Genomic DNA, 22,178 nt, shown 5'->3' with positions numbered 1-22,178 from the left:
AAAAAAGCAACTCTCATAATTATTCACAAAATATTGTTTGATAAGGAGAAACACCAACATTTCCTTCTTTTAGGCCCCTATTATTAGCATAAATAAACATCTCAAATAAAACAACATAAAACAACACCATGAGATATTTCAAAGCTATAATCTTTTTCTCACGCCATACACTCAAGCATAAGGGGAGAGCAAACACCAATGTTATTGCAGCTGCATCTGCCAATCTTAAAAAAATACTAACCTTTGTCATTAAGACCAATGATATAAAATAAAACAATGAAAAATAAATCACAGCATTATCTTTAGTCTTCGAGAACAAGACAGACAAAAAAACTATCGCCGCAAACAATATTTTCGAAAACGCACCATATCCCGTATTATAGGAAGGCTCAACCCCATAAACACTAAACATATATCCTCCATAATATGAATTCAAGAACAAGTCATTGTTCAACAAAACAAAAAACATATCTGTATAACATATACATAATAAAAACGATGAAATGAGCAGGAGAATAATTCTATTGCAATGCATCCTATTTACAAAAAAGAATGGCAGGAAAACAAATGAGGAAGCATGAAACAAGACAGACAATGGATATATTATGAAAGCCCCCCATCTTTTACCTCTAAAAAACAAATCGAATGCTAAGATTACGAGAGACAAAGAAATCATATTCCTTATCGCAGAATAAGACAATAAATAGCACAACAACACATACATCAAAATTTTCCACGTATAGTTCTTTCTTTGCAAGAACAGCAAAGGAAAATAGGTTATAAATGCAGAACAAACGAAAAGGCTATGCGCAGGCAACTGAAGATTCCTTAAAAAAAGGATCAAAGCATAAAAAACTATTTCTGTTTGTTTGTATTCGGAAGAAAAATTAAAAGAATCCACATAACTTGCATAATCAGTACCAATATCATATCGTAGAACAGAGGGCACGAAAAGTACCATAAAGAGGCTGTAACGAGCAAGGATACGTGAGCGTCTCGTTTTAGAATGTTCTGCATAATATGCGAATAATACGGACAGCAACAATATGGCATTATATAAGATAAATGTTTCTATCATAGTACTATAGAGACAAATAACCAATTTTCATATTCACGAAATCATTACTTCAACGCTTCCCGCAGAAACGTCACGGATCGCTCACGTAAAGGTGCCAGCGACTCCTCTATCTTGTCCCAATCTATCGGGAGATGATAAATCCGTTCAAAATCTCCGGGGGCTTTCCAGACGTTATCCGACAAGCTTAGTTTGGAAAGCATGTTTAATACACGGCTGTTCCCTTTGGCATGCGTGCCGGACAAAGGGAAATAAACGAAAGGCTTATGGAACAGGATACAGAAAGCCACCCCATGAAAAGAGGTGGTCACCACAAGGCCGGAATGCCGGATAAGGGAAAGCCATTCCGGAATAGTGGCGTAACGATATTCCACCCCTTGAAATAGTTCACGACCGGGTAAATATCCGCTGGCGGGTGTCACCACCAACGATAGTCCCTCTCTCTCTGTGAAACCTCGAAGCTCCGGCCAACATATCTCCTCATTACTTGAAATATTGATACTATATATAAAAATGTAAGGAGAAGGGCTTGGGGGTATATCTCGTGAAAGAGACAGATACTCCTCCTTCGCAAGCAACAAGGTCGGATCGAGCACATGTACCGCCTCTTTCCCGACCGCTTGGCAGATAGCGACCCCGCTTTCCTCGCGTACGGACAGGATATCGAACCGAGACAATCTAGCGGTGAGTTCCGCTTGAAGCCTTAAAGGACATTGATCCGATCCGAAACTAGCCGCGTATGCGATACGCCTTATCCGATCCGATCCGAAATCCAGCCAATAGGCCCGATCGTCTTTCCGTCTCAAAAGCACGGGATGCCATACCTGGTCGCTACCCGTTATATAGAGATCTGCCGTTGGAGGATCCTTCCGCAACTCTTTTAAAGAGCCATAGATCCGTTGAGTCTGATAGATATGGCTCTTCCTAAACTCCTCAAAACGACGCTCTTTATTCTTAACCCGATTAACAGCCTCCATGCGCCTGACCTCGCGATGCCTCCACCAACGCAGGAGCGGATAGACGAGAACCGTCTTCGCCATAAGCTTCAAGCACTTTCTCCAAAGTGGTTCTTTATAGAGGTAACGTATTAAGAATGGCTCATGGCCAATCCCTTTTAAATAACGCTGCAAAGCCCAACACTGCAATTGCTGCCCATAATTGTCACCGCTTTGCCAAAACGTAACGATTCCTATTCTCATAGTCTATATTTTATTTTCTTCCTCGAAACTGCGGATTGCTGATCCATGAATTACTGATTTATAAGTATAAAGTTATCAAAGCGACAGCCGGACGGCCATCACCCAATAGAGATAAACGTTCTAAAAATTAGAAATCTTTCGTATTTCGGGTTACAATCACCTCACATTAGGCGGAAAGGGCACTGTTGTATTGCAGCGCACCCTGTAAAAAGACAGCAGAACCCAATCATTCGAGTCCTTTTAAAATCCTACCCTGCGAGCCACCGATGGCAAGACTCTTCGTACGCCATATACAAGGCATGAGGAGAGAGCCAACACTACGAATGTCTGTGAGAACCAATCCCAATGAAAGGGCAAGCGACTCAATACCATGATAAAAAAGCAATGGATAAGGTATATCCCAAACGAGATCTGTCCCAACCAGACCAATAGTCTAAACCAAAGGCCAAAGGAGGTAAACTTCCGCTGAGTCTTCTCGGAAAACAATACCATGATTACCGCCAACGAATAGAGATGCGCGGAGGCCTTTATGCCATATCCCATATGGTACAAAGGATACAACCATTTGGTTTCCAAAAACGAGAGGAACAGACCTATACCCATTACAAAAAGCCATGGCCAAAGCCGATAAGCACGCTCTTTTCTATTGCCTAGATAAACCCCCATCACAAAAAACAGGAGCCATACGGGAAACAGGCCACCCTTTTCCAAGGAACTCATGCCATATCCTTTGACTAAATCTAAATAAGTGACTAGTATTATAGCCACCATAGTGATAACGAATGCTAAAATTACCCCCCCCCATATTAACCTTTCGTAACACCGGAAGCAATACATAGTATTGAATGATAAGGGCTATGAAATAATAGATGGAGAAGCCGCAGGCGAGGAATAGGATCATGCCTTTCATCCAATCATTACCCTGCCACACATAGAGGGCCCAATAAGGTAAAGACCAGATTAGAGTAGGTATATAGATCTTGGGGATTTGATGTTTCAAGAATCGCGCATACGACCGCTCGCCTTGCTTTTTTGCAAGGAAATAACCAGATATGGCCAAAAACAGGGGTACAGCGCAATTCAACATCTGCCTAGATACAATCAGTGCGTCTCCAACCATTTCCTCTTTTTGCGAAGTGGCGGCAAACGTATGGATCGCTATGACCATCAAAACGGCCACACCCCGAAGAAAATCGAACCAGCTCTCTCTCTCTTTCATCTCCCCATCACCTTCTTGATCATCTCTTTCCCCTTTTCTCCTACCACGCTCTTCATCGCCTCTTTCAATACGCCTTTGGTCGATACGTTCAAGTTGTTCATGATCCGTATGGCATCGCTCTCGTCCCGGCTGTCGGTGAATACCTCGAACAGCATGGGACGATCGGTGAGACCCGGAGCGAGGAAACGGTCGAGTTGCCTCAAATAATCCTCCTTATTCTCGGCCGAAAGGTATTCATATCCCAGATCCTCCGCATAGTGGCGCACCAATTGGCGCGACTTATTGCCATAGTGACCGGCCGCGGCGATGTAATCGTCCGCCGCCTCGCCGAAGGCGGCGCCGGGATGCATGTAGTTGCGAAACTCCGTCCCTTTGCCGTTATTGACTAGCAAGATGCGGACGTTCCTCCCTACATGACGGTTTCCCAGCACATTCATGTCGTAGAAAAAGGCCAAGTCGCCCGCCACGCAGAAATAGAGCTTGTCCGGATATACCCAGGAAGCGCCCATGAACGAGGAGATATAGCCGTCTATGCCGAAACCGCCGGTATTGGCGTATCCGTACACCGAATCGGGCAGGTCGAAGTAGTTCCATGTACGCAACGTATTGAGGATACCCAAGAAGAGCACGCTTCCCTCAGGGATACGACCTGCCGTCTCATGGGCTATCCATACGTTCGAGAACGGCAAGGCGCTTTTCGGCACTTTCGCCCAAATGGCTCTTAGTTCCTCCCGGCAAGCGTCCAGGTAGCCTTGACGCCCCGCGGACGCGGTATCCGCGTAACGCTCGAAAAACGCCCGCTCCTCCATCTCGAACACGCAGGTCAGTTTACGATAGGTATCGCGAAGCGCTCCGTCCGGGTTCACACGCCACACCTCCTGGGGGCGCATTCCTATATAACCTCCGGATACCTCTCCGATATGTATCAGCAGATCCATGCTCACCAAGTCGCAATAGTCCTTCTCTTGCGAGGAGAGGATGGAGACCGGGACCCGGTATTTCCCTTTGTAGCCGCTGGTATGATCCGTGAACACCACCGCATCGTAGGTGGAGCAGAAAGCGTCGAGAGCCGCCGTCTCCGGATCAGTGAATTTCCGGTGCGTGCCGACAACGACCGCCACACGCCCCTTGGGTAACTCGGGGAACAGGTCTTTCGGCATGACACGGCGGATCATCCGTGCCTGCGGCAATTCCCTAACCGAATAATCGCGGCTGTAGGTGGTCTCCATATTCAGGTGCACTGGGCCTCCGCCGCGATGACGCAACTCCAGCAAGGCGCAGTTTATCCTCACCGTGTTACTCCACTCCTTCACGCTGTCGTCCGTCGCAGGTATATACTCGCTCAAGAGAGCGATGTCGTTCTGTATGACGCGCCGGTCTATCACCTGTGCGATATGATGGCCGATCCGGGAAATATCCTGCGTGCTCGTGACGGCCAGTACCGGCAACTTTCGATAATAAGCCTCGGTTAGTCCCGGGATATAATTACGGGAAGCCGTCGCCCCCGTACAGCTCAACACCACGGGCTCGCCCGATTCCTCCGCCATACCACACGCCAGATACGCTGCACTACGCTCGTCCACGCTCGAATACACCTCAAACCACTCATCCTGTTGTAAACTCGCGACAAACGAAAGATTCGTAGTTCCTGGAGACGCAACGATTTTCTTGATTCCGTGCTGCTTAAGCAACGAGATAAGGAGCTGGACACTACGTTCCGAGCTATAATATTTTCCATCCATATTCCTGTTTTCTAAAAAGTATAATCCATATCATCATAAGTGACAGTTGCGGCTCCCCCTGTCATATAAACCATATCTCCGACTATCGTCCGTCCCATTGGGCTTACCAACACTACCGCCATGTTAGCTATCTCTTCCGGCAAGGCATAGCGCCCTATCGGATTCCCCTTATTCGTGATATTACCTTGACCATCTTTCAACAACATCGGGGTGGCCGTAGGCCCGGGCGCTATCCCGTTCACCGTAACACCATAAGGGGCAAGGCTCTTGGCAAGTCCAAGCGTCAGGCCTCGTATTCCCCACTTGGAAAGCGTATAAGCGGAAGTCGCAGGACGCAAGCAAGAGGACGAACCTACATTCAGGATATTCCCTTCCACCTTATTCGCTTTCAAATATCCGCCAAACAGTTGCGATAAGAAGAATACGCCTTTAAGGTTCGTATCTATCACCTTGTCAAACGCTTCTTCCGTGGCATTGGGCATCGAGGCACCTAGCACACCCGCATTGTTCACCAATATATCTATATGCGGAAATCCTCCGGATCCCACTTTATCTAACGCCTTTTGAAAACGATCATGGAATAAGTCCACCCTTGTATTATCCATTACCAAACCGAACAAACGGCCTTTGTAATGATCATCCTCGTTCAATTCCCCACAGGCCAGTCGCAAGCGCTCTTCACTACGACCCGTTATCACGACCGCCGCACCACTCCGTAAAAACGCTTTCGCCATATGGAAACCTATCCCGCTCGTTCCGCCCGTGATCAGAGCCACACGCCCCTTCAACAACTCGTTCGGAGCGAGACTTACCACCCGAACGTCAAACTTCCGGGCAGGAATATTATTGAGAATGAACTTAATCATCCCCTTTACCTTACGTTTAAATGACATATTTCCTTATTTTTATCCAGCCTATTGATCCTACATTACCGCCTCTTCCCCATCAGTTTCAAGAAGATCGCCTTCACGTAATGGGGGTATCGGTGAATCCGGAGGAGCATTTTCACATAGAAAGCCCTTTTCGCTCTTTGGGAATAGCGTTTATAGCCCACACCTTTCAGCCAATGTAACAGTTTATCGCAATAAGGATAGGTCACTGTGTCATCGATGGAATCCACGATATCCCAAAGCCAGCATAAATTCCGCTCGCAATATTGATAGAGACGAACGTGACGGGAGAATCGCTTCTCGTCGAACTTCTTAAATCCCCAATCTGCCGGATTCTCTCCCGCGCACAGGATATTAAGCTGCGTCCTCACACATTTAATGCACGTGCCACACTGCTCCGTCTCGTCATCAAAACAAGTCCAAAGCATGGTTCGCTCCCCCCGTGCCTTACACCACTCCACGATATTCCTCGCTTTCAGTGAACGCCGCACATAAAGACCATCCTGCTCGGTGAAGGAAACCTCCGCGAACTTGAATGAATCCGACAGCTCCGGATTCGCCCCGTCCAAATTGGAGGCATGATTATCCTCTAACTGCTCAAAGGCACTTCCCACAACTAAATATCTAATACCCAGCGCATAAGCAAAAGGCGCGGCGGAAAGCAGGTTCCCCAGATATTTCATGCCAAACCATCCATCGAAACGGAACGCCTCGCTACTGAGGGCGAAAGCGTTCTTCAACTCCGCCCATATCCGATCGTCATCAAAAACATCGGCTTGGAAATTATTCGTGATCAGAAGCCAATCACTGCCTGAAACGGCGGAAAACTCACGGATGAGACGAGACTTGACCTGGAGGAAATCCTCACCGGTGTCTTCTTTCTTCGTCTTTGCCATAGCCTCGATACTTGGCACACTCACCAAGACACTCCTCTTTCCTGGATTATTTATCCCGGCATGTACCGCATCTATGCCCCCGGAAAAGAACACGATCGTATCAAACCCGCTCTTTCCCATCTTATTCTCCACCACGGCTCCGGGTCTCACCCTCCCGCTCCACACCTTCTTAAAGGGACCGTAAATCCGGGAATAAGTCTCATAAATATTCGGCAAACACTCATACAACGTCTTATCCATGGACGGGACAACCAGATCCACCCCATAGAACCACGTAGCCGGTAATAAGTACAGCGAGATAGGGATAGCCAAGATGGATTCCGGCAAGTCGCGCAAGGAAAAGGGAAAGCCCTCAGCATGATGGAACTTCACCCATGCCTCCACCCTCCGGCTTTTAAGAAGACTCAAGCCCGTAGAATCGCATATCTCATACTGGATAGTGTCGCCAACAGCGACCACTTTCGTGATCTCAATTGTCTTATTCATCTGTATATTAATTTGATTACATCTTTATTCCCGAAAGCTTTCACTGAGCGCGGGATAGTCTCTCTTTTAATATTCTCACCACATAATCCCTCTCCTCCCGGGTCATGCCGATGAGTATCACGGCCACGCCGATGAAAGCCATGATCGCAAATGTCCTTACCCCAAAACAGACGAGACCCCCGTATTCCTTTCCGGGAAGAATATAAATGAACAACGCGGACAGCAGGAATACGGCCAATGAGAACGACAAGCATTCCTTGCAAAAACGTGCTACCGGAAAAGCGAACTTCAATTTGGAGTGGATGAGCAGCACGACAAGCACAAGAGCCTTAAAAACAATGTTCAGCACAAAAACCGTCTCCACAGGCATCCCTAGCTTCAAGCAAACATACGAAGCCATGAAATTAACCGTATAGAGACTTGCCAAACCTATCTCGAAAGATTTTATGTTCCCCTGTGCCAGCATACCTGTTATAAGGGGGTTCAAAAAACACTCCACGAGTGAGTACAGAAGGGTAAGTACCACGAAATTCACCGTATGGGCGGGGACATCGACCAACCACAACCGCAACACATAATCAACGCCCGCACAAAGGGGCAACAAGATCATCAACATGATAAAAAAGCTGAACTTGCTGCACCGGATGATCAGGGAATACATCGCCTCCAGATTCCCGGAGGCGTAGTTCTTGGTGATTTGCGGATTCGAGGCTTGCATGAAATTCATGACGAAGCTATACACCGCCGCGTTGACTTGCATAGCGATCCCCCGTGCGGCATTGACAGCGGGACCACCAAACAGGTTTAAAAGGACGTTGCTTCCTTGGTCTTTCAGCACGATGGCCCCATTCCCCAAGAACGCCCAACCAGAAAAAGCGAACATGCGGGAAAGCAATCGCCTGTCGAAGCCCCACAGGAAACGGCACTCCGCAAAATGACGCTTGCAATAGAGCACATAGGTGAAACGCACGATCAAGGCCACCAACACCATGCTCAAGGCGTATAGCCAAAGCTTATCGACAGGGGAGATCAGTAACAAATAGGCCACCAGCAACTTCAAGACCACCTCGATGATGCTGATGTAAGCGAACGCCTTCATCTGCTCGTGGGCTATAATCAACGCATTATAGGGAACGCTCAGCAAATTGATGAAAAAGCTCAACACGGAGAACCCCAACACATAAAACGTCACGCCGAGGCGGTCGGACGGTATGACCATCTTATGCGCCACGAACCAAACCCCGAACGTGCCTATCAGCAAGGAGATGACAAGCCCCATGGCTATCTGTATCAACAAGGAGGATGAGAAAATGCGCCGCAACCGCAAGGTAGTGGCATCCGGCTGCCCCATCTCGTAGGTAATGAAACGGCCGATAGCCACCGACAAGGCACCCGACAAAATGTTGAACAGCGCCACAAATCCACCTACCACGTTGTAGATGCCATAATCCTCCTCGCCCAATACCTCCAGTACCACCCGTACCGTATACAAACTTACCGCCATCACCAATATCTGGCGGAAGTAGAGGAACAGCGTATTCTTAGCGATCCGTTTATTGTTCACTGACGAAACTGACATAAGAAAGGATTCATTTTTACCCGATTTGAATTTTCGAGCAAAGGCATCGTATCAAGAGGCTTTGGTCAAGATAGTATAAAAATGGCTCGTTTTTTTGTAAGCACTCAATTTAGGGCATACCCCTTTGAAAGGGCACTTTTCAGTGCCCTAAACCGAGTTTTGTTAAATAATTAGTTTTGAAATTAACATTGGCTCGTAACCAAAGTGATTTTGTCAGGAACCATGTTAACATAATCCCTGCACCCGTTAAAGATATTTTAAAAAAAAGTTCCGATGAAGTTCCAGATAGAACTTAATATTCAATCTTCCATCCCTCGATCGTCCGTGTCTCCGTGCTGAAATTAATCCCAACCTTCACCACCGGTAACCCGCAAAGAGCGAAACGCTCCGGATAATTTTTCAAGTTGATTTGATCAAAGGCTATATCCGCGGTCCTATTCAACTTCAATTCCACGACATAAAGTGTTGTCGTGGTGCGCATCACCATGTCCACACGGCCTTGGGGGGTACGGACTTCCACGTCCACATACATTCCAAGCAGGCTGAAGATCGTATAAAGCAACGACTGGTAATGACCCTCGTAATCCGTATTGTCACATTGAGGGATGGTGGACAGGAAGGTCTGCAACAAACGCAACGCATCATCCATCCGCTCTCCTGCGATCGCCTCGAAAAGAAGGGCTACCGTGGTAAGCCCATCCGCGGTATATTGATGCAAAAAACCGGGAAGCAAGCTCTTCAACAATCCCATACGTACCTCCTTGTTGGGGATATCGAGCGTGTACAAATTCGTGAGCGGGGAATAGCCCTTTATCGTGACGTAACCACTCTGATAGAGCAAGGGCGTAATATCGAGCATCCGTTCCGTGGGGGCGTCAAACGACTCCGCCAACACTTTGCGTGCGCCTATTTGCTGGGGTTCCACGTGATACTTATCCAACATCTCGATCAAATAGGTAGGTGTACCACTATCAAACCAATAGGAACTGATTTTTCCCTTGCTCAAGGCGGTAAGCAAACTGAACGGATTATAAATATCGGATGACGGCCACGTGAAATGATAACCGTCATAATTATCTTTCAGGCGAAGAAAAGCCTCCTCTCCGGATATCCCCAGCTTCCCTGCCAGCAAATCGATATCCGCACCCATCTGACCGCGCAATTCCTCTTCCGAGATGCCGCAAAGCGAGGCATAAGCCTCGTCCATGCTGATGTTCTCAATATTGTTCAGCTCGCTGAATATGCTCAACTGTGAGAATTTCGTGATACCGGTGATGAACACGAAGCGCAAGTAAGGATCACACGCCTTCAACGGACTGTAGAAATTGCGCATCACGTCGCGCAATACGGGAAGATCCCTCTCCTCGTGTACCACATCCAAGAGCGGAGCGTCGTACTCATCAATCAAGACAACCACCTTCTGTCCGGTCTGGGCGTAGGCACGTTTGATCAGGCTCTCCAGACGCTGGTTGGTATAGACCGCGCTCTCATCGCGTCCGTATATTTCCTCGTAACCGGATAGTTTCCGTTCCAATTCACTCAACAAACGTTCCTGATCCATATGCTTCGCCGTGCTCATGTCGAAGTGAAGCACCGGATAGCTCGTCCATTCCTTTTCCAGCCGTTCCATCGCCAGCCCTTCGAACAGTTCCTTACGTCCCTCGAAGTAGCTGCGCAGCGTACTGGTCAGCAAGGATTTTCCAAAACGGCGGGGACGGCTCAAGAATTGATATTTCGAGGCGGAATGGGTCATTCGGTAGACCAGTTCCGTCTTGTCTACATACAGGTAATTCCCCTCCCGGATTTCAGAGAAGGTCTGGATGCCTATCGGATATAATCGTTCTTGTCCCATCATCGTATCGCCTATTTAGTCTTGAACCTCAAAGATTCAATTTTTCCCGGATTCAACGAATTTCACCTTGTTTTTTACAGATCATCGTTTCTACACAGGTGTTTTCGCGATAAAACAATTAATCGTCAAATGTAGCAACGACCATAAAATCAAGTTTATAGCCAACAAGAAGGTAATATTCATCCACCATGCCAACCATGCGTTCAATCCGATAAAAGACAACGCTATCCCAAGGATCGTCACCATCACCATCCGCACCCGCATCCCCGTGCGCAACAACTTATGATGAAAGTGATTCTTATCCGGCAAAAACGGATTCTTGTGCTCACGCAGGCGATGCAAGACCACACGGATCACGTCCAACAGCGGAACCAGCACCGTAGAGAAAGCGATCACCATGTACGGGTTGGACAATGTCGGAGAGACCTCGTTCGTCACGCTCATGTGAATGATCAGGAAACTGATCACGTAGCCCAGCGTAAGGCTGCCGGCATCCCCCATGAAAAGCTTATGTCCACGGTTGGCGTTACCGAACACGTTGTAGCACCAAAAGGGCATAAGGATACCCAGCGTACAGATCGCCAACAAGGCGTAAACATACTGCCCACGAAGAAAGAATATCACGCTCAAGACCGACAAGGCGATACAACACAGGCCCGAGGCCAGGCCGTCGATACCATCAATCAAGTTAATGGCATTTGTTATATATACCACGATAAACACCGTGAACGGCACCCCTACCCAAACCGGCACCGAGTAAATACCGAACAAGCCACCAAACGAGTCGAACCAGTTGCCTGACAGTACCAACAGAAACGCCGCAGCAATCTGCACGGCGAACTTATAGCGGTAGCCTACACCGACCAGATCGTCGCAAACACCCACCAGATAAAGCAGCGTCATGCCCACGAACAGGAACAGGTACTCATAAAGCATATTGAATGACAAGCCGGACACGTTCACATCCCAAAAGTACAGACGAAAACCGATCACCAGGAACATCGACATCAGGATCACTGGAAAAAAGGACAGCCCACCCAGACGAGGAACCGGCATCGTATGTACCTTACGGGCGTCCGGGACATCATAGAGTCGTTTCTTATGGGAAATCACCAAGATCCTCGGGATGATCACCATGCCGAGCGATACGGCAAACAGGAAACCGAATAATAGAAACAAAGATGTTTGCATGATCCTAACGTATAAGATTATTTCTTTCTTTCATCCATCTTCCCCCGCATGTAAGCGATATACCGCTCCACGGCTTCATGGGCCAGTCGGCGGAACCGATCCTCGTCATCCAGATGTTCCCAAAGGAGGTCCAACAGACGGACATAGATGCTGAAATGCATGTCTATACCTTTTTTAAAGCGTTATAGGTACTGCCGCCCATACCTCCGGTTACGCAGACGATGGATTTGGTCAGCTTGGTGACTTTCAGCAGCGTGTCGATGTAATCACCCAGACGGGGAAAGAATTGTTGTCGGTACATATGTGATAATCGTATTAATTTCTCTGAAATCCGTACGTGTGGGGATACGGCAGTCCCGATACCTCCCGGTCGTGCCACGACCGGTAATCTTCCGCAGGGAAAACGGGGACGGTCAATCGCTTATAATCCGGCTCGTCTATCCGCAAGATATGCTTGCGGGCGTACGAACGCAGCGAGCGATCCGTTACGGACACCATCACGACCGGAAACGGATACCCGAACAGGCGCATCGGCGTGGTCTCGCTGTCCGGGAACGCACGACGCAACTGATAGGCCGAACGCTCGAAGGCAACCCAGTAAGGCCCCGTACAATATAGGTGCATGGAGGTATGGTTCGCACGCTCACGTTCCATGATCTCGCACAAATGGTCGTTCAGCAACGCCACCAAACGAACGCCGGAAGGAAGGGTAGACATCAAATTTGAATTATGAATTTTGGATTATGATTTAAACTGTCAACTGCCACTTCTCAACTGTCAACTGATTCGTGGCCCAGCCATCTATCATAGTCGCCCAGCCGGTGGATCAAGGATAATTTACTTTTCTTAGGCGAGGGATCGACTTGCCAAGGATCCACTAGCTCGTGTGCCATGCGACGGTAGAGAGCGTTATCCGTACAGCCGTACAAGGTGACCAGCAACAGGGCACGGGATTGCGGTGCTTTCACGACAGGCAATAAGCCGCGCATCGTGTCGTGCAAGCGAACGAAAGCCTCCTCATCGCCCGACAGCTTATAGGTCGGGAGGAGCAACGCGCACAGCTTGCAGCGCATCACGTCTGTCTCCGCACGCAAAGAGGCATACCCCCGCAGTACCTCGCCGGCCAATCGTCGATCCTCCTCGCAGACACTGCCGGAAGCATGGTAACGTCCCAAGGCCTCGTGCAGGCCCTCCGACAGGCGGTCGTTGTCCAGATGGGTATAAACGTGCTTGCTCTTCGTGTTCAACTCGATCAACTCGTACTCACCCGCCTTTACCTCGAACAAGGGTACCCACATGCAATCCAGTATGCGCGCCATCACCTCCTTATGACCGCCGCCCGGCTGGATCACCACCTCGGCCTCCATCCCGGTAAAATAACCGGACGTGATGCGTACCCGATCCCCCTTCAACAAGCGGGTACTCTCCGGCACGTACACCGGGAGCTCGTTGGAGTAAGCCTCCGCCACCCAGCGCAAATTCGCCATCTCCTGATCCAAGAGGTGCGGGAAATAGGTCGTACTCCCGGAAGAGACACGGGGAAGGAAATTATACAAGGGGAGTGCCTGCTTCATGCGGAAGATTTCCTCTACCGAAGAACGGATAAACACGTAGTTGAACAGCAAAGGTCGCCTCGTGTTGACCAGCTTGCCACCCACCTTTCGCACCTCCACGTACGAGGGGGCGAAATACTCGAAAAGAGCCTCTCCCCGACGTTCCCGCCGGGAAAGCTCCACGTCCAAACCTTTGGAGGGGCTGATCCGGTCACGCCGTCCACCCGCGGCGGTAGGAAGCGTGAGCACGTACCAGCGCACGGCTTTCAAGTCATGACGCTTGCCGGCCTGTGTCAAGCCCCCCTTCGGGCAATCGTTTCTCAAAATACGCGTCGGCATGATTCTCTTTTCCCTAAGATATACGAGGAGTTCCCCTCTGATTAAACGACAATTCAAAGCCCTGCCAAGCGTACCCTATTTACGCCTAACACACAGCACTTTAAGTTTTCAAATATGGCATTTCTGAAAATTACCATACCTAGTGAATATTTAGCTACTCGGGAAGTAGCGTAAAAGGAGGGGAAAATTACCCAGTTGTAGAGACGGAGCACGCTCCGTCTCCCATCGTCTGACGGTAATTTAAATACCATTTTGAGGAGATGAGACGGGGCACGCCCCGTCTCTACAGGGATACACACAGGTTATGAGGCATGGTGGAATGATACCGGGAACAAGGGGTCGTTTCACCCGCGTCACCATGTCTATACGTTTAGGATAAAATGGGAAAATCAAAGAATAGAGAGGATCAAACGCCTAGAATGAGAAAACAAGCGGATCTATTCGCTTGTTTTTAGTTATTTTTTACTACATTCGCAGCATGAAAGAATACGCTACTTCCCGAGTAGCCAATCTCTTACCCCACCTCGGATACCGATTTATACACGCTCTCGAAGCAAGCCCGGTTCACCGCCGACAGACGTTCCAAGGAAAAGCTCTTCAAGTAAATTTGCGTGGTCTTGATAGACGTATGCCCCAACAGCTCACTGATCATCTCGATCGGTACGTCCTGTTCCTTCAAGGTCGTGGCGAAAGAGTGACGGATCGTGTACGAGGTGACCGGCTCACCCACACCACAAGTCTCCGCCAGCGACCTCAAGTCGCGGTTAAAGCGCAGCAAGGCGCCGTTGTATTCCGCATAGGCCGCCTCACCCGTTTTCTTCCCGCTCAGAAACGGGAACAGGTAAGGCGAGTCCTTGTCCGTGCAAACCGCCAACTCATCCAACAAGAGCCGTACATCGGCCGGGATCTCCACCCGGATGAAAGACCCGCTCTTCTGACGGTGGTACGACAAGACCCCGTCCTTGACATTCTCTTTCCGCAAATGGGCGAAATCCACGAACGCCATCCCGCTGAACGAGAACATCAGGCAAAAACACAGCTGGGTTCTCCGCATCTCCGGCTCAACTCTCGGAGTCCCCATCAACGAGCGCAAGCTATCCAGAGGCAACGCCTTCTTCCGCTTGCTCTCCACGCCTGTAAACACCCCCTTGAACAGATTCGGGATATACGAAACCTCGCCAGCCTCCACCGCCAAGTTATAGATATGCCGGATTCGCCGCATATAGGTGGAAACCGTATTGCGCATACAGCCCCGCTTCGACAGCCATGCCTGATAAAGCAAGAGCCTCTCTTTGTCTATATAGGCATAAGGGATTTCCTCCATCCCGCAAAAACACTTGAACGAGCGTAAAGCGTCCAGATAACTCTTCGCCGTGGAATAACGCCCCACCTCACGAAGGTGGGCTATATAAGCCAACATACCCCCCACCACGTCTTCTTTTTTCATATAAATCCTCCTTAAATCCTTGTTTATTCTGTTATCTTTTATTTAATCATGTCAACACCATTAACATTGGGACGAACTGTTCGTCCCGCACTTTATTTTATTAATCCGACCTTCACCGCCGTTAATCTAAGAAAAAGAATACATGAAAAATGAATTTAAAATGTCCCTTTTCGCAGCCCCGATCTCACCGGTCAAAGATAGCCTAACGGGACGAGTATCACGACCGGCTACCGTATATCCCAGTCGAGAAGTCACCTTACAGGAGGTGGTCCGACTCATCACCGGCGATCCGGCCCTCGAACGCCTCACCCGGCAGCTCCGCCTCCCGCTTGAGACGGGTGACAAGGAACGATTCAGCGAGCTGAAACGGCAAACGCTACCGTATGTCACGCCTTGCGGGACTTTCTCATACCGGAAAAGCGATCGGCTCCTGGCCCCGAGCGGATTGGTGGTAGTGGATGTAGACGGATTGGACTCTACCGCGGAGGCGGAAGCCCTCCGAAGACAGCTGTTCGACGATGCCTACCTATGCCCCGCTCTCTGCTTCATCAGCCCGAGCGAACGAGGCGTAAAGGCTTTCGTCCCCTATCCGGAACATCCCGGAAACGAGACACCCACCTATATCTCCGAGCATATCCTAGGCGTGATGAACTACGTGGAATATGTGTATGGCGACGGAGAGACGCGAGGCTCCCGGAAAGTAGACCCGAGCGGCAAAGACATCGTCCGCTCCTGTTTCCTATGTCATGATCCCAATGCGCTCTTCAGGATTTGAAATCATAACTCATAAATGATAAATTACATGTCAGACAGTTTATCCCGCTTAGTAGAAGCGGTTCGTTCGGCGGGTGTAGATATCGCCCCCGGATATTGTGAATACGTACGCTTGGCGTTTGCCATCGCCAACGATTGCGGCGAGGCAGGACGAGAAGGTTTCATCGCCCTGTGTTCCCTATCGGTGAAGTTTAACCGGGAGAAGGCCGAACGACTTTTCTCCAACTCCTTGAAAAAGGGAGACCACAGGATACACCTCGGTACGGCCTTCCACTTGGCCGAACTGGCGGGCGTACGCCTGGAGCCTCCAAGCCGCCCCCGCGATACGCACGCAAGTAATGCAAGTAATGCAAATAATGCAGCACCTGTTTCCCACACACGTGCGTGCGATAATAATGTAGAGATCGAGATCGAGGAGCAGGTCGATCCGTTCACCCACCTGCCCTTCTTCCCCGAGGGGCATGAGTGGCCCCGGATGTTGCGGCAGATCATGGCGTTCGGACAGAGCCGGGAGCAACGGGACGTACTCCTTCTGGGCGGGCTCACCACCTTGGGCGCCTCGCTCGCCCAGACGCTGCGGTTCCTATATGGAGGCAAATGGTTCTTCTCCAGTTTGCAAACCTTCGTCGTCGCTCCCCCCGCCTCCGGAAAAGGCGTGCTCGCGTGGACGCGAATGCTCGTGCAACCGATCCACGACGAGATCCGGGCGACCGTGGCGGAGGAGATGAAAAGGTATAAGAAAGAGATGACCTCCTTCAATTCCTTGGGACGGGAAAAGGCGAAAGCCGAGGAGCCGGAAATGCCTCTCAACCGTATGTTTATATTCTCCGGCAACAACACCGGTACCGGTATCTTGCAGAATATCATCGACTCGGGCGGCGTGGGGATCATCTGCGAGACCGAGGCGGACATGGTCAGCAACTCCATCGCCTCGGATTATGGCCATTGGAGCGAGGTGATCCGCAGCTCGTTCGATCACGACCCGCTCAGTTACAACCGGCGGACAGACCGGGAGTATCGGGAGCTGCGGCACTCCCACCTGTCGGTATTGATAAGCGGAACGCCCGGGCAGGTGAAGCCGCTGATCCCTTCCAGCGAGAACGGATTGTTCTCCCGGCAAATGTTCTATTATATGCCCCGTGTACTTCACTGGATCAACCAGTTCAGTCTACAGCGGACCGACACGTCGCTGGAATTCCAGAAATTGGGCAAGGACTGGATCGCTCACTTGAGAGAGATCCAGAAACTGGGGGTGATCTCGCTTCGCTTGACCGACGCGCAAATCGTCTCCTTCAACGAGGTGTTCCAAACCTTGTTCGAGCGCTCCCGGAAGGGCACCGGCAACGAGATGAACAGCTCCGTCGTACGGATGGCCATCAATATCGGACGTATCCTGTCGATCGTCGCCCTATTGCGAATAACAGGGGAATGCGAGGAGGCGGGAGACTTCGCCGCCAGCCTGCGCAAGTCGCCCCGGCTCACGCCCGACTCGCAGACCTGCGCCGACAACATCAAGGACGGGATCATCACCCGCTGGGATCTCTCCATCCAAGAGGATGATTTCCAAGCGGTCCTTTCCTTGGCCGAGCCTATGTACCTACACGCCGTACACATACTCTCGTTCCTTCCCGCCAACGAGGTGAAGAACCGGGGCATGGCCGACCAAGAACGTCTCTTCATCACCTTGGATACGGGTTTCACCTATCAATCCCTCTTGGAAGAAGCCGAGAAGCTGAAGATACCCAAAAACACCGCATGCAGTTGCTTGCAACGTTGGCAGAAACAGGGAATCGTCCGAAAGGGAGAAAAACGAGGGGATTATAAGAAAACATAATCCCTCTTCCTCCTCTTCTTTTAAGTATGTACGCACGTGTGTGGGAAAACAGGTACTGCATTACTTGCATTATTTGCATTACTCGCATAAGTCGCACGCCCCACACGTACACCGGCATCGCCTCACGCCTACGCCCGCATAGGGCCACGCCGATATACGTGTGGGCCAACGCCGATATACGCATGAAGCGATGCCGATATACGCACGCGAAAGCGAACGTGGAAGATCCTCGTTCAAGGACGGCCCAGATAGCGAAAGATCAGTTCCACTTGCAGGGAGGTGAAAATCCGCTGCCGGTTTTGGTAACCCGTCTCATCCAGCTCATGGCTGAGCTTCCGGTGATGTCGGACCCATCCCGCCAAGCGGTTGAGAGCGGAACTCGGACTGATATCGGGAGCATAGGCCATGGCCAACTCCCGTTTGCTATAAGGGCGCACCGGCCACTCATCCAGATATTCGTTGTTTGTTTGCATAAAATAGGTATTTTTCAATTCATTTACAGGAATAAAGATACTGAAAAAGTACGAATCCGGCAACGATCCGATCCACTAATATTCATCTTTTATCACCTTATTCCCCTCGATTTCACACCGCCTCTACGAGACTCATTCCGGAGGAAACCGGAAGTCGTACATTCGTAATCGAAAACAGATCGATCCCATTTTCAATTATCAATTATCAATTTTTAATTATCAAAACTATGGCATTAAATTACAGTGTGGCCCTTCGGCCCAACCCTTTGAAGAAAGACGAGCCGGCGAAAGCGTACGCCACGGCACAGGTCAATGGAGAGCTGTCGCTCAAGCAACTGAGTCGCCGGATATCCAAGCAAACCACCGTCAGCCGTGCGGACGTGGTGGCGGTATTGATCTCCACCGTCGAGAACCTGCTCGATGCCCTCCAAGAGGGAAAGCAGGTGGATTTCGGCGAGTTGGGCAAATTCCGTCTACAGATCCTCAACGAGGGGGCGGAGAGTCTTGAGAAATTCACATCTACAAACATCACCGGTGTCAACATCCAGTATATACCGGGCGAGGACCTGAAGAACATCTTCGCCGGACTGGAGTTCCAGCCGGTGGCCAGCCGCAAGGCTCAGCAAGCCGTGCTTCGTGCGGAGAAGGCCGGGGAGACCTCTGTAGATATCAGTAAGAAGCCCGCTTCCGGAGGGGACGACTCGGAATCGCCTGACGAGATATAGCGTGTCACTTTTGGCTTGACCCAATCGGTATGTCACTTTTGGCTTGACCCAAAAGTAACCAAAAGGTCAAGGCTGACGCTGACGGGCTACTTCGAGACCTGCGCTCGCTGTCGCATCCCAACTCGCTGCGCTCAAACAGGGATGCTCCGGGCGCTCGCTACGGTCTCTCCGCTTCACGCCCGTCCGCTGAGGCCGTCCGAAGGAAAGCGTCGCTTTCCTCTTATATCAGCCGGGATATCATTATTCATTATTCATTGTTCACTATTAATTATTAATTATCATGAAGAAGTCTGTTTGGAGTACCATTCTCAAAGTGATCATCGCTGTTGCTACCGCCATCGCAGGGGCCTTCGGCCTGCAAGCTTGCCAATTGTTTTAGCAAGCCTCCCCCACCCGTTCCCACTCCCTAAAGAAGACAACCTCCCCAAAAGAGGACACCCTCTACCCAGAAGGACAGTCTTTCTCAAGGGGCCGGCCTCTCCTCAAAGAGCCGGGAACGGCTCTCCATCCGGCCTTAGCGGGCGGGCGTAAAGCGAGGCGGCCGAAGTGAGCGACAGGAGCGTCCCTGTTTGAGCGAAGCGAGTTGGGACGCGACAGCGAGCGAAGGCCGACGAGTAGCCCGTCCGCGTCAGCCTTGAACTTTTGGTTACTTTTCTTTCAAGAGAAAAGTAACACACAAACTAAAAAAAGAATAAAAATGAAACAATATTGCTTTTATCAGAATTACAGGGAGGTTCGCCTCCTTGTAATTCATTGCAGCGCAACCCGCTACGACCGGGATTTTCCAGTGGAAGCGCTTCGGAGCGCACACAAGGATCGTGGGTTCGCCGACATCGGCTATCATTACTATATCACCCGGGATGGCGAGCTGCACCGCTGCCGGCCGGAGAACCAGATCGGGGCACACGCCTCGGGCTGGAACGATCACAGTCTGGGTATTTGCTACGAGGGCGGATTGGATGAGCGAGGACTTCCCGCGGATACCCGGACGTATGCCCAGCGTTGTACCCTGCTCGATCTCTTGCGGCAGCTACGCCGTGATTACCCGTCGGCACGTATCTTAGGACATTATCAACTCAGCACCAACATTCGCAAGGCTTGCCCCTGCTTCGACGCGGAGAAAGAATATCAATTATTTTGAAGACGTATTGTATTGTTTTCCATAAAATGTAACTATATTTGTAGATATATACGCAGTTTGGAAAGTAAGTACTGGCTAAAATCAACTATTAATGGATAAAAAATTCAACGAAATAGAAATTTCCAACTTCAGGGGCTTCGATTCTATAAAAATAGACCGATTGTCTGGATTGAATGTATTTGTTGGTGCTAATAATGCAGGTAAGAGTACTATATTGGAAGCCGTTTTCATGTTGGTAGGTATGGCCAATCCGATAATGCCCATGCGGGTAAATTACTGGAGAACACAGACTAATTCCGATATGGACAGCTTGAAATACCTGTTTCATAATATTGATTTTAACAATCAGCCTCTGTTAAAGGCAAAAACCGGAACTTCTGTACGAAGACTCACTTTCTCTCCCTTTTTTCGAAATACGACCGAAGCCTCTTCCAGTGACATCTCTTTAAAATCAACTGTCAAACAATTGAATTTTGATTTTGATGTGCAGGAAAAAGATGGCTTCTCGTATCATACTGCCTTATTCGTCGGTGTGGACGGAACCCTGCAACAAACGCTAGATGCCACTTATAAGGAGGATTTAAATTGCTTGTTCATTCCTGTGGACAAAAATGACAATAACGCATCCAGTAATTTTGCGACATTGGTAAAAAGGAACAAGAAGCAGGTTGTCATTGATGCTTTGAAAGAGTTTGATCCGGATATAGAATCCATAGAAGCTTTACCGGATGGATTATATCTTGCCATGAAAGGATTGCACGAACTTCTGCCTATCAGCATGGCAGGCGATGGAGTAAGGCGCATGATTAATATCATGGCCACTATCGCCAGCGAGGATTACCACATTGTCATGATTGACGAATTCGACAACGGCCTTCATTATACCACCCACAAACTGATGTGGAGGGTTTTGCTGAAATTCATAGAAAAGCATAATATACAGCTGTTTGTAACTACACATAACTTGGAGTGCCTGCAAAGTCTTGAGGCTGTCATGCAAGATGACGAAAGCCTTCGTGAACTTGCCAATGTTTACAATATCGCAAAGACTAAGCAGGCTGGTTTTCAAGCTTACAGATATTCCTTTGAAGGATTGAAAGAGGCGATTGACAATGAAATAGAAATCAGGCGATGAAAGAACTTTTTAAGATTTTCGTTGAAGGAGACGCCGATAAGCGATTTATTTCACAGCTATTGGAATTTTTATTTAAGACTTCTATCGATCAGGGTAATATTATCAAAACATCCGGTTGGAATTGTCTCGTTTCTCCTAAAACAGAAGAAGTTTATGTGAATCAGATGAACAGAACTTCGGCAGATGGCGGTGTTAACCTTGTAATCTTTGATGCTGATGCTGATTTTGAAGACAGGAAGAAGAAATTAATCTTGTGGAAAGAACGCTGTCATGTGGATTTCGAGTTATTCCTATTTCCAAACAATAAAGATACAGGAGAATTGGAAGATTTGTTAGAAAAGATAATCAATCCAGAAAATCAACCTGTCATGGATTGTTGGACCAGCTATGAGGAAGCATTGAAACAGGTAGTATTGCCTTGGAGAGAAGATACCCCTCTTACACTTCCTGCGAAAAAGACAAAGATATATGCCTATCTGGAGGTATTATTAGGGACCTCTAAAACACAGAAGGAAAAAATAAAGGAACCTAATAGAGAATATAGGAATAAAGACCATTGGGACCTTGATGCGGATACGCTAAATAATTTAGTTGTTTTTTTAAAGGAACATTTATCATAAAAAAGATA

Annotated in this window: 21 protein-coding genes and 2 pseudogenes; 7 read left to right on the top strand and 16 right to left on the bottom strand. The window is 49.1% G+C overall.

The annotated features are described in order from the left end of the window. Positions 1–19: 19 nt before the first annotated feature. From CI960_RS04990 to CI960_RS04930, 15 genes and pseudogenes are all read right to left on the bottom strand, one after another. Entirely contained in the window at positions 20–961 is a 942-nt protein-coding gene (locus CI960_RS04990; RefSeq protein ID WP_226768326.1) for an EpsG family protein, read from the bottom strand. Between the two features lie 161 nt (positions 962–1,122). Continuing rightward, positions 1,123–2,274 carry a polysaccharide pyruvyl transferase family protein gene (locus CI960_RS04985; RefSeq protein ID WP_005861884.1) on the bottom strand — a complete coding sequence of 384 codons (1,152 nt, stop codon included), beginning with the start codon at positions 2,272–2,274 and terminating at the stop codon, positions 1,123–1,125. A gap of 240 nt (positions 2,275–2,514) precedes the next feature. Continuing rightward, a pseudogene (locus tag CI960_RS23580) lies at positions 2,515–3,442 on the bottom strand (acyltransferase). Positions 3,443–3,489: 47 nt separating this feature from the next. Then, positions 3,490–5,235: a thiamine pyrophosphate-binding protein gene (locus tag CI960_RS04970; protein ID WP_094582242.1), complete on the bottom strand. Its 1,746-nt coding sequence runs from the start codon at positions 5,233–5,235 to the stop codon at positions 3,490–3,492. An 11-nt stretch (positions 5,236–5,246) separates the two neighbouring features. Continuing rightward, on the bottom strand, positions 5,247–6,128 hold the full coding sequence (locus tag CI960_RS04965) for an SDR family NAD(P)-dependent oxidoreductase (RefSeq protein WP_005861878.1): 882 nt from the start codon (positions 6,126–6,128) through the stop codon (positions 5,247–5,249). Positions 6,129–6,163: 35 nt separating this feature from the next. Continuing rightward, the gene (locus tag CI960_RS04960) at positions 6,164–7,507 is read right to left on the bottom strand and encodes a hypothetical protein (protein ID WP_005861876.1); all 1,344 of its coding nucleotides are present in this window, start codon (positions 7,505–7,507) and stop codon (positions 6,164–6,166) included. Positions 7,508–7,547: 40 nt separating this feature from the next. Beyond that, entirely contained in the window at positions 7,548–9,086 is a 1,539-nt protein-coding gene (locus CI960_RS04955) for an oligosaccharide flippase family protein (RefSeq protein ID WP_005861874.1), read from the bottom strand. A gap of 182 nt (positions 9,087–9,268) precedes the next feature. After that, a pseudogene (locus tag CI960_RS23875) lies at positions 9,269–9,379 on the bottom strand (IS66 family transposase); the annotation flags it as partial. Continuing rightward, a complete protein-coding gene (locus CI960_RS04950) occupies positions 9,379–10,938 on the bottom strand; it encodes an ATP-binding protein (protein ID WP_036629199.1) in 1,560 nt (519 codons plus the stop codon). The pseudogene CI960_RS23875 and the gene CI960_RS04950, both read right to left, overlap by 1 nt. 90 nt (positions 10,939–11,028) lie before the next feature. Next, complete coding sequence (locus tag CI960_RS04945) at positions 11,029–12,129, bottom strand: MraY family glycosyltransferase (RefSeq protein ID WP_005861869.1); 1,101 nt, start codon at positions 12,127–12,129, stop codon at positions 11,029–11,031. A 17-nt stretch (positions 12,130–12,146) separates the two neighbouring features. Further along, a complete protein-coding gene (locus CI960_RS23340) occupies positions 12,147–12,290 on the bottom strand; it encodes a hypothetical protein (protein WP_005861867.1) in 144 nt (47 codons plus the stop codon). 2 nt (positions 12,291–12,292) lie between these two features. Then, entirely contained in the window at positions 12,293–12,430 is a 138-nt protein-coding gene (locus tag CI960_RS23335) for a hypothetical protein (protein ID WP_005861865.1), read from the bottom strand. Between the two features lie 14 nt (positions 12,431–12,444). Next, the gene (locus CI960_RS04940; RefSeq protein WP_005861863.1) at positions 12,445–12,846 is read right to left on the bottom strand and encodes a hypothetical protein; all 402 of its coding nucleotides are present in this window, start codon (positions 12,844–12,846) and stop codon (positions 12,445–12,447) included. 53 nt (positions 12,847–12,899) lie between these two features. Continuing rightward, entirely contained in the window at positions 12,900–14,021 is a 1,122-nt protein-coding gene (locus CI960_RS04935; protein WP_057317597.1) for a transcription termination/antitermination protein NusG, read from the bottom strand. 514 nt (positions 14,022–14,535) lie between these two features. Beyond that, positions 14,536–15,468 carry a site-specific integrase gene (locus CI960_RS04930; RefSeq protein WP_005861859.1) on the bottom strand — a complete coding sequence of 311 codons (933 nt, stop codon included), beginning with the start codon at positions 15,466–15,468 and terminating at the stop codon, positions 14,536–14,538. A 142-nt stretch (positions 15,469–15,610) separates the two neighbouring features. Here CI960_RS04930 and CI960_RS04925 point away from each other — a divergent pair, with 142 nt between their 5' ends. After that, positions 15,611–16,243 carry a BT4734/BF3469 family protein gene (locus CI960_RS04925; RefSeq protein WP_005861857.1) on the top strand — a complete coding sequence of 211 codons (633 nt, stop codon included), beginning with the start codon at positions 15,611–15,613 and terminating at the stop codon, positions 16,241–16,243. Positions 16,244–16,270: 27 nt separating this feature from the next. Then, on the top strand, positions 16,271–18,076 hold the full coding sequence (locus CI960_RS04920) for a DUF3987 domain-containing protein (protein ID WP_094582240.1): 1,806 nt from the start codon (positions 16,271–16,273) through the stop codon (positions 18,074–18,076). Positions 18,077–18,309: 233 nt separating this feature from the next. Here CI960_RS04920 and CI960_RS04915 read toward each other — a convergent pair whose 3' ends face one another. After that, complete coding sequence (locus tag CI960_RS04915; RefSeq protein WP_005861853.1) at positions 18,310–18,549, bottom strand: DUF4248 domain-containing protein; 240 nt, start codon at positions 18,547–18,549, stop codon at positions 18,310–18,312. 227 nt (positions 18,550–18,776) lie between these two features. On the opposite strand from CI960_RS04915, the gene CI960_RS04910 reads away from it, so the two are divergent. The 5 genes from CI960_RS04910 to CI960_RS04885 all read left to right on the top strand — a co-directional run bounded on the left by CI960_RS04910 (position 18,777) and on the right by CI960_RS04885 (position 22,170). Continuing rightward, positions 18,777–19,274 (top strand): HU family DNA-binding protein, encoded by a 498-nt coding sequence (locus CI960_RS04910; RefSeq protein ID WP_005861851.1) that lies wholly within the window; start codon positions 18,777–18,779, stop codon positions 19,272–19,274. A gap of 280 nt (positions 19,275–19,554) precedes the next feature. Continuing rightward, a complete protein-coding gene (locus tag CI960_RS23130; protein WP_005861849.1) occupies positions 19,555–19,653 on the top strand; it encodes a smalltalk protein in 99 nt (32 codons plus the stop codon). Positions 19,654–19,971: 318 nt separating this feature from the next. Continuing rightward, positions 19,972–20,415, top strand: a complete 444-nt coding sequence (locus tag CI960_RS04895) for an N-acetylmuramoyl-L-alanine amidase (RefSeq protein ID WP_005861847.1) — start codon at positions 19,972–19,974, stop codon at positions 20,413–20,415. A gap of 91 nt (positions 20,416–20,506) precedes the next feature. Continuing rightward, positions 20,507–21,550 (top strand): ATP/GTP-binding protein, encoded by a 1,044-nt coding sequence (locus CI960_RS04890; RefSeq protein ID WP_005861845.1) that lies wholly within the window; start codon positions 20,507–20,509, stop codon positions 21,548–21,550. Beyond that, positions 21,547–22,170, top strand: coding sequence for a DUF3226 domain-containing protein (locus CI960_RS04885; protein ID WP_005861843.1), 624 nt, complete (start codon positions 21,547–21,549; stop codon positions 22,168–22,170). Before CI960_RS04890 ends, CI960_RS04885 begins: the two co-directional genes overlap by 4 nt. The last annotated feature ends 8 nt before the right edge of the window (positions 22,171–22,178 follow it).

Origin of the sequence: Parabacteroides sp. CT06 (assembly GCF_002257605.1) — a bacterium.
In the GTDB taxonomy this organism is placed as follows: Bacteria; Bacteroidota; Bacteroidia; order Bacteroidales; family Tannerellaceae; genus Parabacteroides; species Parabacteroides distasonis.
This window is presented reverse-complemented; position numbering and strand designations above follow the sequence as displayed.